We start from the raw sequence: 14170 nt of genomic DNA on the forward strand, positions 1-14170 counted from the left end.
GCCCGGCCGCCGAAGCAGGCCCGCGCGTTCCCGACGGAGGCGGCGCGCCCGTCCCGCGCGCCGCTCCTCGTCGGCCTCGCCCTGCTCGTGCTGACGGTGCTCGGCGGGCTCGTGATCATCGGTGCGAGCCGCTACGCCGCGCAGAACAGCGCCGTCGCGACCACCCCGACGGTGGCCCCGGCGGGCAACCAGGGTGCAGTGACCTCGTCGCCCGCTGCGCCGCCCCCGACGCCGTCGCCGCGCCGGTCGGCGGCGCCGGCCGCGCCCCCCGCGACGACCCCCCCGCCGCCACCGCCTCCCACCACGCCGCCCCCGACCAGCACACCGCCGCCCGCGGGCAACGGCGGCAACGGCGGCAACAACAACGGCGGCAACAACGGCGGGAACAACAACGGCGGGAACAACAACGACGGTAACGACGGCGGTGGCAACAACGGCGGCAACAACGGCGGGAACGGCGGCAACGACGGCGGCGGGAACAACGGGGGGAACAACGGCGGCGACCAGGACGCGGGCGCCGACCAGCCGGCCCCCGACGCCGCTCAGCAGGGCGTCGCACCCGAGAGCGCACCGGACGCCGCCGCGGGTGACGGCGCCGCCCCGGCTCCGTGATCCGAGCCGGGAGCGCGGTCTGCGCCGCACGGACGCCCGTCCGGTCCCCGAAACGGCGATGGCTCCGGTGCCCGCGCCCACTACGCTCCGCGGTCATGGCCGATCTCGAGCCGGACGAGTACCTGGCCCGCCTCGACCCGGCGGAGCGGGCCCTCCTGCTCGGACGCGGCCGACGGCGCCGGTGGCCCGCTGGCGCGTCGATGTTCCTGGAGGGAGAGCGGTCCGGCACGGTCGTGTTCCTCGTCTCCGGGCGGGTGAAGGTCTTCTCCCTCACCGACGAGGGCGAGGAGATCCTGCTCGCGGTCCGCGGGCCGGGTGCGCTGCTCGGCGAGGTGTCCGCGGTGGACGGCGGCCCGCGGTCGGCGTCGGTGGCGGCGCTGGAGCCGGTCGAGGCGGTCGTCCTCACCGCCGCCGTGTTCGTGGACTTCCTGCGCTCCCACGCCGCCGCCGCGACGGTGCTGCTGCAGCTGGTCGTCGCCCGGTTGCGTGACGCCGACCGCAAGCGCATCGAGTTCGCCGCCTACGACATCGCCTCCCGAGTCGCTCGTCGCCTCGTCGAGCTGGCCGAACGGTTCGGCGAGCCGGACGAGAAGGGCGTGCGGATCACCGTGGCGCTCTCCCAGGACGAGCTGGCGGGTTGGGTCGGTGCCTCGCGGGAGGCCGTGGCCAAGGCGCTGCGCGTCCTGCGCGACCGTGGCCTGGTGAGCACCGGCAGGCGCACGATGACGGTCCTGGACCTGCCCGCACTGCGTCGTAGGGGGAACGCATGACGGCCGTGGTGCCGCGCCGCGCGGGCCTGCCCGCGCGGCTCGCGTTGTGGACGTTTCACCTGGCACTGCCGCTCGCGGCGCTCTGGCTGCTCCTGGCCGTCCCGGCGGCGGACGTGCGGTGGGAGCACCACCCGTCGCACTTCTGGCTCGTTGCGCTCGCGGCCGGGGTGAACGTGGTGCTCGCGATCCTCGTCGGACACGCGGCGACCCGCCACGGGGACGCGCGGCTGCTGCTGGTCGGGCTCGGGTTCCTCGCCGCCGCGCTGTTCTTCGGCCTGCACGCGATCGCCACCCCGGGTGTACTGATCGGCTACCGCAACGGCGGCTTCGCGCTCGCCACCCCCGTCGGGCTCCTGCTGGGGGCGCTGTTCACCGCGGCCGCCGCGCTGAGCTTCCCGCCTGCCCGTGCCGCCGCCGTCATGCGGGCCGCCCCGTGGCTGCGGGGCGGGTTGCTCGCATTCGCCGCGCTGTGGGGTGCCGTGTCGCTCGCCGGGCTGGCGCCGTTGCGCGACCCGGCGATCGCGGAGGCGCTCTCCGGCCCGGTGATCGTCGTCGGGATCATCGCGGTCGCCCTGTACACGATCGTGGCCGCCCGGTTCTGGCAGCTCTACCGGCGGCGGCGCTCGGTGATGCTGCTGTCGATCCTCACCGCGAACGTGCTGCTCGCCGAGTCGATGATCGCCGTCATCCTCGGCCCGAGCTGGCACCTCACCTGGTGGCTGTGGCACGTGCTGATGGCGATCGCGTTCGCCTATGTCGGATACAGCGCGTACGCCACCTACCAGCGCGAAGGCGGCGCGTCGGGGCTCTTCGACGGCATCGGCACCGAGGAGACGGTGACGCAGCTGCGCGCCGAGTACGGCGCCGCACTGGAGACGCTGGTCGCAGCGGTGCAGCGCGAGGAGGCCGGGGAGCTCTCGCCGAACGAGATGGGGCTCATCACCGCCGGCATGGCCGCCCGGTTCGGCCTCACCGAGGGGCAGACGGCCGTGCTGGGCCGGGCGGCGCGGGCGCTGCGCAGCGAGCGCGAGCAGGTCGGGCGGCTCGACACCCTCGTCGCGATCGGGCACGAGTCCCGGGTGCGGCTGTCCGAGCGGGATCTGCTCCGCCGCGCCGTGCACCGGGTCGGGTCGGGCTTCGTCGGGGACGCCGTCCGCATCGGGCTCCTCCGGGACAACCGGCTGTACTTCCCCGACGAGTTCGCGAGCGACCCGCGCTGGCAGGTCGGCGACCGCATCGCCCGCCGCGCATGGGCCGGCATGGCGAGCCTCGAGGCCGTCGAGCTGGACACCGAGGTTCTCGCCTGCCCGCTCACCGTCAAGGACCTCCCCGCTGGGGTGCTGCTGGCGCGGCAGGCCCGCGGCTTCGGCGAGCGGGACCGCTCGCTCTACGCCTCGCTGGCCGCCCAGCTGTCCATGGGCCTGGAGAACGCGCGGCTCTACCACCAGATCGACGGCCTGTTCCACCAGTACATGTCCCCGGACGTCGCGAAGGCGCTGCTTGCGGAGCCCGAGCAGGCCGCGCTGGGGGGCGCCGTCGTCGAGGTCACGGCGCTGTTCGCCGACCTGCGGGGGTTCACCACGTTCTCCGAACGCTCCACGCCCGAGCAGATCGTCGAGATGCTCAACCGCTACTTCGAGATCGCGACGGCGCGGATCCTCGACGAGGGCGGCACGGTCGTGCAGTTCGTCGGGGACGCGATCATGGCGCTGTTCAACGCCCCGGCCCGCCAGGCCGACCATGCCGTCCACGCCGCCCGCGCGGCGCTCGCCATGCAGGCCGGCGTCGAGGAGCTGGCGGCGTCCACCCCCGGCTGGCCGCGGTTCCGCGTCGGCATCAACACCGGCCCCGCCCTCGTCGGCAACATCGGCAGCACCGCCCTGCGCAACTTCAACGCGATGGGCGACGCCGTCAACGTCGCGGCGCGGCTGGAGTCGGTCGCGCAGCCGGGCGAGGTCGTCATCGGCGCGTCCACCCGCGCCCTGCTGCCCGACGACGTCGCCGTCGAGCCGCTGGGCGAGCTCACCGTGAAGGGGCGCTCGAGCGGGGTCGTCGCGTTCCGGCTCACCGGGCTCGGGAAGCGCACCGTCCCCGCCTGAGCGTCGTGTGTGTCGAATTACCGGTTCGGAGCCGGTAGCGGTCCATCAGGGATTTCCGCGTCCGCCGCGAGGCTTTCCTCATGGCCGCTACCAGCACGAACACCCGCAACCGGACCGGCGAGACCGCGACCGGCCGGTGCGCCGGTCTGTGCACCGACGAGGGTTTCGCCGCCGCTCACCGCGAGCACGCGGGGCGGCTGATCGCGATCGCGACGCGCCGCCTCGGCGACCGCGAGCACGCCGAGGACGCCGTCCAAGAGACCTTCGTCCGCGCCTGGCGCGCCTGCGCGTCGTTCAAGGGCGACGGGCCTCCGCTGGTCGCCTGGCTCACCACCATCCTGCGCAACGTCCTCGTGGACATGATCCGCGCCCGCGCGGCCCGTCCCCAGACGGCCTGGGACGCCGACCCCGCCGACGCCGCGGACTCCGCGAACCCCATCGACGCCGCGCTGCTGCGGATGGACCTGCTCGACGCCCTCGCCGGCGTCTCCGAGGAGCACCGTGGTGCAGTCCTCCGGACCGTCGTGAGCGACCGCTCCTACGCCGACGTCGCCGCGGAGCTCGGCGTGCCCGTCGGGACGGTCAAGAGCCGCGTGTTCTACGCGCTGCGCGGCATGCGGGGGGCGTTGGAGGCTGCCTGATCACCCGACGCCCGTCAGGAGCTGGGCCTGGAATCGGCCGTCGCAGCGGTGGGGTCAGTGGGTGGGGTGGTGCTTGCGGAAGCGCCGGATGCTGTAGCCGAGCAGCGCGAACAGGATGATCCCGGAGATGATCAGGCTGGACCCGGTGCTCCAGCCGGGTAGCGGCAGCCAGGGGAACACCCGCAGCCCCCACGCGATCCCGGCCCCGATCAGGCACAGACCGGCGAGGACCGATCCGGCGACGCGGATCGGTGAGGCCACGCTCTCCTCCGCGGCCTGCATCGCGCGCTCGGCGACCGGGTCGACGTAGCGCTCCACCGCCGGGAACGCCTCGGCGAGCAGCAGCAGCCCGCCCAGGATGAGCAGCAGTCCCGGGCCCGGCAGGACGAGCAGCGCGATCCCCACGATCAGGATCAGGCCACCGGCCAACCCGAACGACAGCTGCTTGACCAGGCCCGGCCGGGCCGCGAGGCGCTCGGCAAGGTGATGGTGGTGCTCCTCGGTCCGGGGCGGCTCCATGGCGTCCAGTGTGCCGAACGGCGGTGGCCGGAGTTCGAACGTGCTGCGAACGGCTGCGTGGGTGCGGTGCGACGATGGGCCCATGCGCTACGCGGAGCACGTCGCCGACCTGATCGGGAACACGCCGCTGGTACGGCTCGGCGCCGTGGCCGAGGGCATCGCCGCACCGGTGCTCGCGAAGGTGGAGTACTTCAACCCGGGCGGCAGCGTGAAGGACCGCATCGCCCTGCGGATGATCGAGGCCGCGGAGGCCTCCGGCGCACTGCGGCCCGGCGGCACCATCGTCGAGCCCACCTCCGGCAACACCGGCATCGGCCTGGCGATCCTCGCCCAGCGGCGCGGCTACCGGTGCGTCTTCGTCTGCCCGGACAAGGTGAGCGAGGACAAGCGCAACGTCCTCAAGGCGTACGGGGCAGAGGTCGTCGTCTGCCCGACGGCGGTCGAGCCGGACCACCCGGACTCCTACTACTCCGTGTCGGACCGCCTCGCGCGCGAGACCCCGGGTGGCTGGAAGCCCAACCAGTACGCGAACCCCGCCAACCCCGCGTCGCACTACGCCACCACCGGCCCGGAGATCTGGGAGCAGACCGACGGGCGGGTCACGCACTTCGTCGCGGGCATCGGCACCGGCGGCACCATCTCCGGGGTGGGCCGCTACCTGAAGGAGGTCTCCGGCGGGCGGGTGAAGGTGATCGGCGCGGACCCCGAGGGGTCGGTCTACAGCGGCGGCACCGGGCGGCCGTACCTGGTGGAGGGCGTCGGCGAGGACTTCTGGCCCGCCACCTACGACAAGGACGTCTGCGACGCGATCGTCGCGGTCTCCGACGGCGACTCGTTCCACATGACACGGCGCCTGGCCCGCGAGGAGGGACTGCTCGTCGGCGGCTCCTGCGGCATGGCGGTGGTGGCGGCACTGCGGGTGGCGGCGGAGCTGCCCGCGGACGCCGTCGTCGTGGTGCTGCTGCCTGACGGCGGGCGCGGCTACCTCGGCAAGGTCTTCAACGACGCGTGGATGGCCGCCTACGGGTTCCTGCCCCCCGTCGAGGGCGCGACCGTCGGGGACGTGCTGCGCCGCAAGGACGGCGCCATCCCCGATCTCGTGCACGCGCACCCGAACGAGACGGTCGCGGACGCCGTGCACTACCTGCGCGAGTACGGGGTGTCGCAGATGCCCGTCGTGCGGGCCGAGCCGCCGGTGATGGCGGCTGAGGTGGCGGGCGCTGTCGTGGAGCGCGACCTGCTGGAAGCGCTGTTCACCGGGCGGGCTCAGCTCACGGACCGGCTCGACCAGCACATGTCGGACCCGCTGCCGACGATCGGCGCGGGGGAGGCGCTGGAGCACGCCATGGCGGCGTTCGCCCGGGCCGACGCCGCGCTCGTGCTGGTGGACGGCAAGCCGGCGGGCGTGGTGACACGGTCGGACGTGCTGGCGTTCCTGAGCGGCTCCTGACCCGCGAGTTGCGCATCTCGCCCCCGCGAGTTGCGCATCTGACCCCCGCGAGTTGCGCGTTCCGCGGCGGCGAGTTGCGCGTTCTGCGGCGGCGAGTTGCGCGTTCTGCGCCCGCGAGTTGCGCGTTCTGCGCCCGCGAGTTGCGCGTTCTGCGCCCGCGAGTTGCGCATTCCATCGGTGCGAGTGTGCGATCCGGGCGGCGCGGCGGGCTGATGAGATGCGCAACTCGGGCGGATGAGATGCGCAACTCGCGGGTCCGGCCGGCGGCGTGCCACGACGGGGTGGGTAGCGTCTGGGCATGCACGGCTTCTCCACGCGCGCCATCCACGCCGGCCAGGAGCCCGACCCCACCACGGGCGCGGTGATCGTCCCCATCCACGCGACGTCGACGTTCGCTCAGGACGGGGTCGGCGGCACCCGCGGTGGCTACGAGTACTCCCGCAGTGCGAACCCCACGCGTACGGCGCTGCAGGAGTGTCTCGCCGCGCTGGAGGGCGGCCGACACGCGCTCGCGTTCGGTTCGGGCATGGGCGCGAGCGACGTGCTGCTGCGCACCCTGCTGCGCCCCGGCGACCACGTCGTCCTCCCGCACGACGCGTACGGCGGCACATTCCGGCTGGTCGACAAGGTGCTGGTGCCGTGGGGCGTCGAGTACACGCCGGTGGACCTCGCCGACGTCGCGGCGCTGCGCGCAGCCATGCGCCCGGAAACGAGCGTCGTGTGGTGTGAGACTCCGACGAACCCGCTGCTCGGGATCGCCGACATCACGGCCGTCGCCGAGATCGCCCACGGCGGCGGGGCCCGGCTCGTCGTGGACAACACGTTCGCCTCGCCGTACCTGCAGCAGCCGCTCGCGCTCGGCGCGGACGTCGTCCTGCACTCGACGACGAAGTACGTCGGCGGGCACTCCGACGTCGTGGGCGGCGCACTGGTGACCGGCGATGCCGAGCTGGCCGAGCGGCTCACCTTCGCCCAGAACGCCACCGGGTCGGTACCCGGCCCGTTCGACGCCTGGCTGACGCTGCGGGGCGTGAAGACGCTCGCCGTGCGGATGGAGCGCCACTGCGACAACGCCGAGCGGATCGCCGAGCTGCTCGCCCGGCACCCGGCTGTCGAGCAGGTGCTCTACCCGGGCTTGCCGGAACACCCGGGCCACGAGGTGGCGGCCAAACAGATGCGCCGCTTCGGGGGCATGGTGTCGTTCATGGTCCGTGGGGGTCGTGAGGCGGCCCTGCGGGTGTGCGCGGGGACGCAGCTGTTCATCCTCGCCGAGTCCCTGGGTGGCGTGGAGTCGCTCATCGAGCACCCGGGCGCCATGACGCACATGTCCGTCGCCGGCTCGGCGTTGGAGGTGCCGGACGCGCTGGTGCGGCTCTCGGTGGGGATCGAGGACGTCGAGGATCTCGTCGAGGATCTGCGCACTGCGCTGGACGCCGTCGCCGACTGATCTCGCGGCCTCGGTGTGCACCGTGCAGATCCCGGCGGGCCTCGAAGATGATCTGATGCGCGCCTCGCATACCTGACGCACGCCTCGCAGGGGCTGCGGGCCCTGCGAGGCGTGTCGGAACCCTGCGAGGCGGTCTGCGGGCCTCTGCGAGGTGGGGTCGGGTTCTGCGAGGACGTCGGGTGGGCGGGTCAGCCATATGCGGTCGGTCAGCTATGTGCGGTCGGCCAGCCATGGGTGGTCGGTCAGCCATGGGCTGGGCGGGCCGCCCGCGGGGCGGTCGGGACCCGGGGCGACCGGTCCAGCTGCGGGCCCGGGGGGTCCATGGGCGGCTCGCCGCGTGCGCGATGGCGACGTCGCCGGTCGGGGCCGTGCCTCGCAGACCACTGCACACGCCTCGCTGACGCTGCCCGTGCCTCGCAGAGCCTGCCCACGCCTCGCAGATGCTGCGGCCCCTGCGAGGCGTGTCGGAACCCTGCGAGGCGGTCTGCGAGGCGTGTCGGAACCCTGCGAGGCCTGTGCGGGCCTCTGCGAGGTGGGGTCGGGTCCTGCGAGGACCTGGGCCGCCTGGGCCCGTCAGCCGCGAACCGCCCGAGCCCCCGTCACCCCCTGGCGGGCCGGGTCAGCTCGGTGGGCGAGTTCGACGCCGGTTCGTGGACGACCAGGTCGCCCGGCTCGAGACAGCCCCCGACCAGCTCGTACGAACCGCCGCGCAGCTCGTAGCGGCCGGGCTCCTCGCAGCCGGCGTGGCGCACCGTCAGCACCGCGACCACCGTGAGCGCACCGGCGAGCAGCACCGGGGCCAGGGCCCGCACGCGCGTCATCCGACCTCCACCCGCCCGAGCGGCCCGACGTACCGCTCCCGTCCGAGGCTACCTGCCACTGGTGCGAGGATGCCGGGATGGGCCTCGATCGTGCGGGAACTCCTCGTCCACCGGTCGGCCTCGGGCAGGTGCAGGCGGCTCGCGAGCTGCTGGCCGGGGTGGTGACGACGACCCCGGTGGCGGGTGCGCGGGCGCTGTCGGAGCTGGCGGGCGGGCCGGTCCTGCTGAAGTGCGAGAACCTGCAGCGGACGGGGTCGTTCAAGATCCGCGGGGCGTACACGCGGCTGCGCAGGCTGGACGAGCGGGAGCGTGCGCGCGGGGTGGTGGCGGCGAGCGCGGGCAACCACGCGCAGGGGGTCGCGCTGGCCGCGCAGCTCCTCGGGATCCGGGCCGCGGTGTTCATGCCGGAGGGTGCGGCCCTGCCGAAGATCGACGCAACCCGCAGCTACGGCGCCGACGTCCACCTCGTCGGCGCCACGATCGAGCAGAGCATCGCCGCGGCGGTGGAGTTCGCGGAGCGGACGGGCGCCGTGCTCGTCCACCCGTTCGACCACCCGGACGTCATCGCCGGGCAGGGCACGGTCGGCTGCGAGATCGTCGAGCAGGTGCCGGACGTGCGCACGGTGGTCGTCGCCACGGGCGGCGGCGGGCTGCTCGGCGGGGTGGCCGCGGCGGTCAAGGGCCTGCGACCGGACGTCACGGTGGCCGGGGTGCAGGCCGCGGGCGCGGCGGCGTGGCCGCCGTCGCTGGCCGCTGGTGCGCCGCGGGAGCTCCCGCGGATGCGCACGATCGCCGACGGCATCGCCGTCGGCCGCCCGGGCGACGTCACGTATCCGCAGGTCGCGGCCCTGGTGGACGATCTCGTCACGGTCGGGGAGGACGAGCTTTCCCGCGCGCTGGTGCACCTGTTGGAGCGAGCGAAGCTGGTGGTGGAGCCTGCGGGGGCGGCCACGGTCGCCGCGCTGATGCGCGAGCCGCGTCGCTGGCCGACGCCGGTGGTCGCGGTGCTCTCCGGCGGCAACATCGACCCGCTCGTCCTGCTGCACGTCATCCAGCACGGCATGGCCGCCGCGTCGCGCTATCTGTCCCTGCGGGTGCGGGTGGACGACCGTCCCGGGGCGCTCGCGGAGCTGCTCGCCCTCATCGGTTCGCGGGGCGCGAACGTCCTCGACGTCGACCATTCCCGCATCTCCACGGCGCTGCCGCTGGGCGACGTGGAGGTGGCGCTGCGGCTGGAGACCCGCGGCCCCGAGCACTGCGCCGAGCTGATGGCGACCCTGCGCGAGGCCGGGCACGCCGTCACGGGCGAACCCCGCCCGTGACCGCGCGTGCGATCAGTCGGTGAAGGGCTCCGCCTTCGTCAGCGTGACCTTCATGCTGCCGCCGTTGGGCAGCTGGTACTCGCGCGTCTCGCCGACGCGGGCACCGAGGATCGCCGCGCCCAGCGGGGAGTTCGGCGAGATGACCTGGAGGTCGCCGTGGGCGCCTTCCTCGCGGGAGCCGAGCAGCATCGTCTCGGAGTCGTCCGGGTCCTCGTCGTAGCTGACCGTGATCACCATGCCGGGGGCGGCGGTGTCGCTGCTGGTCGGGGCGGTGCCGACCTGCGCCGTGCGCAGCAGCTCCTGCAGCTGGCGGATCCGGGCCTCCTGCTGACCCTGTTCCTCGCGGGCGGCGTGGTAGCCGCCGTTCTCCTTGAGATCGCCCTCCTCGCGGCGGGCGTTGATCTCGGCGGCGATGACGGGGCGGTTGGCGATGAGGGCGTCCAGCTCGCTCTTCAGCCGGTCGTGCGCCTCCTGGGTCAGCCAGGTCACCTGGGTGTCCGTCACCGTCATCGCTCCTCCTGCTGTCCGGGTATCGCCCGCCGCACGCGGACGGTCCTCCTCGAGACGGCTGCCCCTGCTGCCCCCGAGTAAGGAAAAACACGACCCGCCTGCGGGCCGTGTCGGTTCACGGTAACACGGGTGCTGCCGTTCGTCGCGCTCCTTTCGACGAACGGCGATGCCGCCTCGGAAGTTCCCGGGCCGCCATCGACGCAGGTCAGAAGCATGATCGAATGCGGTTTCCCCGCCTGGAGGCGCGGCGCGCGCGGCGAGACGACCGTTCGTCGCAGGACGGGACGCGGCAGGCGGGAAGCCGGCGCGCCCCGCCTGCGTTGTCCCACCAGACGCGAATCGTCGGTGCTCCCTGTGATGATTCGGCCTATCCGTTCCATCCCTGGAAGGACGCGAACCCACACCATGTCCGCTTCACCGAACGGCCACCGTCCCGGGCGCGCCGCCGACGGCCCGCTGCGGCTCATGACCGTGCACGCGCACCCTGACGACGAGTCGAGCAAGGGCGCCGCCACGTGCGCCCGCTACGTCGCGGAGGGCCACGAGGTCCTGGTCGTGACGTGCACCGGCGGCGAGGCCGGCAGCATCCTCAACCCGGCGATGAACCGGCCGGAGGTGCTGGAGAACATGACGGCGATCCGTCGCGAGGAGATGGCCCGCGCCGCCGAGATCCTCGGCGTGCGGCACCGCTGGCTGGGTTTCGTCGATTCGGGGCTGCCGGAGGGCGACCCGCTGCCGCCGCTGCCGGTGGGGTGCTTCGCGCTCGTCGACCTGGAGGAGGCCACCGCGCCGCTCGTCGCGCTGATCCGCGAGTTCCGCCCGCACGTCGTCGTCACCTACGACGAGAACGGCGGCTACCCGCACCCCGACCACATCCGCTGCCACGAGATCTCCGTCGCGGCGTTCGCGGCGGCAGCCGATCCGGCGCGTTTCCCCGAGGCCGGGCCGCCGTGGCAGGCGCTCAAGCTCTACTACTCCCACGGCTTCTCCCGCGCGCGGCTGGAGGCGTTCCACACCGCCCTCACCGCGCGCGGCCTCGAGTCGCCGTACGGGGAGTGGCTGGCGAACTGGTCGACGGACCGGCCCGATCCCGGCACCCGGGTCACCACCCGGGTCGAGTGCGCGGACTGGTTCCCGGTGCGCGACGAGGCGCTGAAGGCGCATGCCACGCAGGTCGATCCGACGAGCCGGTGGTTCGTGGTGCCGCCGGAGCTGCAGCGCGAGGTGTGGCCGACGGAGGACTACGAGCTGGTCGTGAGCCACGTCGATGCACCGACGCCGGAGGACGACCTGTTCGCCGGCCTGCGGGCGCCCGTAGCGGCGGAGGTGCGCCGGGCGGGCTGAGCCCGGCTCAGGCGCGCCGCCACGGCGAGTCCACCAGGCGCAGTCGCACCCGCTGGCCCGGGCGGGCCTGGGCGGCCCGGTCGACGTCGGCGCGCAGCAGCACGGCCACCACGGGGTAGCCGCCGGTCACGGGGGCGTCGGCGAGGAACAGCACCGGCTCGCCACCCGGCGGCACCTGCACCGCGCCGGGCACGAGCCCCTCGCTGGGCAGCTCGTCGCTGTCCGTCCGTTCGAGCCGGGCGCCGGTGAGCCGGATGCCGATGCGGTCGCTGCGGTCGGACACCGTCCATTCCGTACGTACCAGCGCCGCGGCGTCGACGAGCCGGTCCAGCCGGGGACCGCGCACGGCGCGCAGCGTGAGCACGCCGCCGGGGGGCGTCGCCACGGGGGCGACGTCGACGTGCGGCACGGTGTTCGGTTCCGGGCCGACCGGCAGCACGTCGCCCGCGCGCAGCGCCGCTGGACCGAGCCCCGAGAGCGTGTCCGTGCTGCGCGAGCCGAGCACCGCCGGGACGGCGATCCCCCCGCGCACCCCGACGTAGCTGCGCACACCGGTCGACGGCGGTCCGATCCGCAGCTCCTGCCCGGCGCGCAGCGTGAGGAGCGCGTGGTGGCCGACCGGTGCCCCGTCCACCTCCGCGGTCGTGGGGGCACCGGTGAGCGCGACGGTGAGCGGCGCGCGCAGCAGTGGGCCGCCGCGCAGGGTGAGCCCGCCCCAGGTGACCTCGATGGCGGCGGTGTCCTCGGGGTTCGCGAGCATCCGGTTCGCCAGGCGCAGCGCGGCCCGGTCCGCCGCGCCGGAACATCCGACGCCCGCGGCGGCGTGGCCCGGGCGGCCGAGATCCTGCACGAGTGCCCGCCCCGCGGTGGCCACGACCTCCAGGCACCTGCCGCCGGGCTCTGCGTGCGCCGGGACGCGCGTCGTGGCCCGGTCCCGGCCGGGGTCCGCAGCGCCTGGCTCGACCCGGACGAACGTCACCGCTGCACCCGGCTGCAGCAGCGCGGGCGGGTCGCGTCCCGCGTCCCACAGTGTGACGCCGGTGCGCCCGATGAGCTGCCACCCCCCGGGCGAGGTGCGCGGGTAGACCCCGCTGAACTCGCCGGCGAGCCCGACAGACCCCGCAGGGACGGCGGTGCGCGGTTCGTCGCGGCGGGCCACGCGCAGCCGCTCGTCGCCGCCGGTGAGATAGGCGAACCCGGGGGCGAACCCGCCGAACCCGACCCGCCACGGCATTGCGGTGTGGGCAGACACGACGCCGTCCGCGCCCAGGCCGGTGAGCCGGCCGACCTCGTCGAGGTCGGGGCCGTCGTAGACGACGGGGATCTGGACGGGCTCCTGTTCGGCCTCGGCCGCCGCGTCCACAGGCAGGTCGAGCAGCGCGCCGCGCAGGCGGTCCAGATCGGTGCCGGGGACCGCGACGACGAGCACTGTGCGCGCGGCGGGGACGACGTCGACCACTCCGGGGAGCGCGGCGCCGCGCACGGCGGCGGCGAGCGCCCACACCTCGGGCAACCCGCCGAGCTCCACGAGCAGCGCGCCGTCCCCGCACGGCAGCACGCGCATCGGCCGCCTCCTCCGTTCCGCGGACCGGTCCGAAGCGTAGGGCCGCCCGCGACGACTCGCGCGATGACCTGCGCGTATCGTCGTCGCCGTGACCGCACCGCTGATCGACCTCGACGGCGCGCAGCCGGTCGTCACCGTCGCGCTGGTCGCCGTGCCCGTCCAGAGCCAGCAGCCGCCGCCCGGCCGGGGCGAGGAGTTCGGCAAGGCCTCGCCGATCGGGCTCGTCGTCGTCATCCTGCTGGGGCTCGCGACGGTGTTGCTGATCCGCAACATGACGAAGCGGATCAAGCGCCTGCCGCAGAGCTTCGACGAGCCCGCCGACGAGCGTGCCGACGAGGCCCCGGACCGGCGCCCGTAGCTCCCCTGCCCGGTCGTCCTTCGGGATACCCCTGCCCGCGGTAAGCGTGTAACGTCGTAATCACCGAAGCCGGGAGGTGGCGACGATGGTCGGACGGGTACACGGCGGATGGCGCGGTCCTGGCGGGAGGCGCGGGCCGGGACGGGGTGGCTGGCAGCAGGCGGACCTGCCGCCGTGCGATGACGCGGCGGCCTGGCTGCACGGCCGGCTGCCCGACGGCTGGTTCACCGATGCCCCCGACGTGACGATCGACCGCGAGGAGATCGTCGTGGTGGGAGAGCTCGCGGCGCCGGACGGGGACTACACCGACGACGAGTCGGGCCGCGCGGAGCGGGCCGCCGCCGAGGCGGGCCGGATCTCGCGGTTCCGGGAGCAGACCCGCGAGGAGCGCATCGAGATCGCACGCCAGGCCGAGCACCGCTACGGCCGCAAGGTCGCGTGGGGAGCCCGGATCGGTGACTCGGTGGAGCTGTTCACGGTCGCGTCGGTGCCGGTGATGACGCGCCTGCGCCAGCCGGAGCGGATCGTGCTGGACACGCTCGTGGACGCGGGCGTGGCCCGGTCCCGCTCGGACGCGCTGGCCTGGGCGGTGCGGCTGGTCGGCCAGCACGCCGACGACTGGCTGGGTGAGCTCCGCGCGGCCATGGCGAAGGTCGACGAGCTGCGCGCCAAAGGCCCGACGGGCTGACCCCCGCGGGGTGGATCGCCCGCGT

At 74.3% G+C, this 14170-nt stretch carries 14 protein-coding genes; 10 read left to right on the forward strand and 4 right to left on the reverse strand.

Going from position 1 to position 14170, the window contains the following annotated elements:
* The 4 genes from AB7J25_RS15545 to AB7J25_RS15560 form a co-directional block, all read left to right on the forward strand.
* A partial coding sequence (locus AB7J25_RS15545; protein WP_428509559.1) for a hypothetical protein occupies positions 1–612 on the forward strand: 612 nt, incomplete at its 5' end.
* Between the two features lie 95 nt (positions 613–707).
* Complete coding sequence (locus tag AB7J25_RS15550) at positions 708–1382, forward strand: Crp/Fnr family transcriptional regulator (protein ID WP_428509561.1); 675 nt, start codon at positions 708–710, stop codon at positions 1380–1382.
* On the forward strand, positions 1379–3481 hold the full coding sequence (locus AB7J25_RS15555; RefSeq protein WP_428509563.1) for an adenylate/guanylate cyclase domain-containing protein: 2103 nt from the start codon (positions 1379–1381) through the stop codon (positions 3479–3481). The genes AB7J25_RS15550 and AB7J25_RS15555 overlap by 4 nt, the downstream gene beginning before the upstream one ends.
* 80 nt (positions 3482–3561) lie before the next feature.
* Positions 3562–4122, forward strand: coding sequence for an RNA polymerase sigma factor (locus AB7J25_RS15560; RefSeq protein ID WP_428509564.1), 561 nt, complete (start codon positions 3562–3564; stop codon positions 4120–4122).
* A 54-nt stretch (positions 4123–4176) separates the two neighbouring features.
* Here AB7J25_RS15560 and AB7J25_RS15565 read toward each other — a convergent pair whose 3' ends face one another.
* Positions 4177–4641: a PGPGW domain-containing protein gene (locus AB7J25_RS15565; protein WP_428509566.1), complete on the reverse strand. Its 465-nt coding sequence runs from the start codon at positions 4639–4641 to the stop codon at positions 4177–4179.
* Positions 4642–4723: 82 nt separating this feature from the next.
* Here AB7J25_RS15565 and AB7J25_RS15570 point away from each other — a divergent pair, with 82 nt between their 5' ends.
* Both AB7J25_RS15570 and AB7J25_RS15575 read left to right on the forward strand, forming a co-directional pair.
* A complete protein-coding gene (locus tag AB7J25_RS15570; RefSeq protein WP_428509568.1) occupies positions 4724–6091 on the forward strand; it encodes a cystathionine beta-synthase in 1368 nt (455 codons plus the stop codon).
* A 298-nt stretch (positions 6092–6389) separates the two neighbouring features.
* The gene (locus AB7J25_RS15575; protein WP_428509570.1) at positions 6390–7538 is read left to right on the forward strand and encodes a cystathionine gamma-synthase; all 1149 of its coding nucleotides are present in this window, start codon (positions 6390–6392) and stop codon (positions 7536–7538) included.
* Positions 7539–8137: 599 nt separating this feature from the next.
* On the opposite strand, the gene AB7J25_RS15580 is transcribed toward AB7J25_RS15575, so the two are convergent.
* A complete protein-coding gene (locus tag AB7J25_RS15580; RefSeq protein WP_428509572.1) occupies positions 8138–8359 on the reverse strand; it encodes a hypothetical protein in 222 nt (73 codons plus the stop codon).
* A 77-nt stretch (positions 8360–8436) separates the two neighbouring features.
* On the opposite strand from AB7J25_RS15580, the gene ilvA reads away from it, so the two are divergent.
* Positions 8437–9681: a threonine ammonia-lyase gene (gene ilvA / locus AB7J25_RS15585; protein ID WP_428509574.1), complete on the forward strand. Its 1245-nt coding sequence runs from the start codon at positions 8437–8439 to the stop codon at positions 9679–9681.
* 12 nt (positions 9682–9693) lie between these two features.
* Here the strand turns inward: ilvA and greA are convergent, their stop codons facing one another.
* Complete coding sequence (greA, locus tag AB7J25_RS15590; protein WP_428509645.1) at positions 9694–10185, reverse strand: transcription elongation factor GreA; 492 nt, start codon at positions 10183–10185, stop codon at positions 9694–9696.
* A gap of 411 nt (positions 10186–10596) precedes the next feature.
* On the opposite strand from greA, the gene mca reads away from it, so the two are divergent.
* Positions 10597–11535: a mycothiol conjugate amidase Mca gene (gene mca, locus AB7J25_RS15595; protein ID WP_428509576.1), complete on the forward strand. Its 939-nt coding sequence runs from the start codon at positions 10597–10599 to the stop codon at positions 11533–11535.
* A 7-nt stretch (positions 11536–11542) separates the two neighbouring features.
* On the opposite strand, the gene AB7J25_RS15600 is transcribed toward mca, so the two are convergent.
* Entirely contained in the window at positions 11543–13099 is a 1557-nt protein-coding gene (locus tag AB7J25_RS15600) for a 5-oxoprolinase/urea amidolyase family protein (protein WP_428509578.1), read from the reverse strand.
* A gap of 88 nt (positions 13100–13187) precedes the next feature.
* Here AB7J25_RS15600 and AB7J25_RS15605 point away from each other — a divergent pair, with 88 nt between their 5' ends.
* Both AB7J25_RS15605 and AB7J25_RS15610 read left to right on the forward strand, forming a co-directional pair.
* Complete coding sequence (locus tag AB7J25_RS15605; RefSeq protein WP_428509580.1) at positions 13188–13457, forward strand: hypothetical protein; 270 nt, start codon at positions 13188–13190, stop codon at positions 13455–13457.
* Positions 13458–13542: 85 nt separating this feature from the next.
* Positions 13543–14145, forward strand: a complete 603-nt coding sequence (locus tag AB7J25_RS15610) for a hypothetical protein (RefSeq protein ID WP_428509582.1) — start codon at positions 13543–13545, stop codon at positions 14143–14145.
* The last annotated feature ends 25 nt before the right edge of the window (positions 14146–14170 follow it).

Origin of the sequence: Pseudonocardia sp., from assembly GCF_050246655.1 — a bacterium.
Taxonomy (GTDB): Bacteria; Actinomycetota; Actinomycetes; order Mycobacteriales; family Pseudonocardiaceae; genus Pseudonocardia.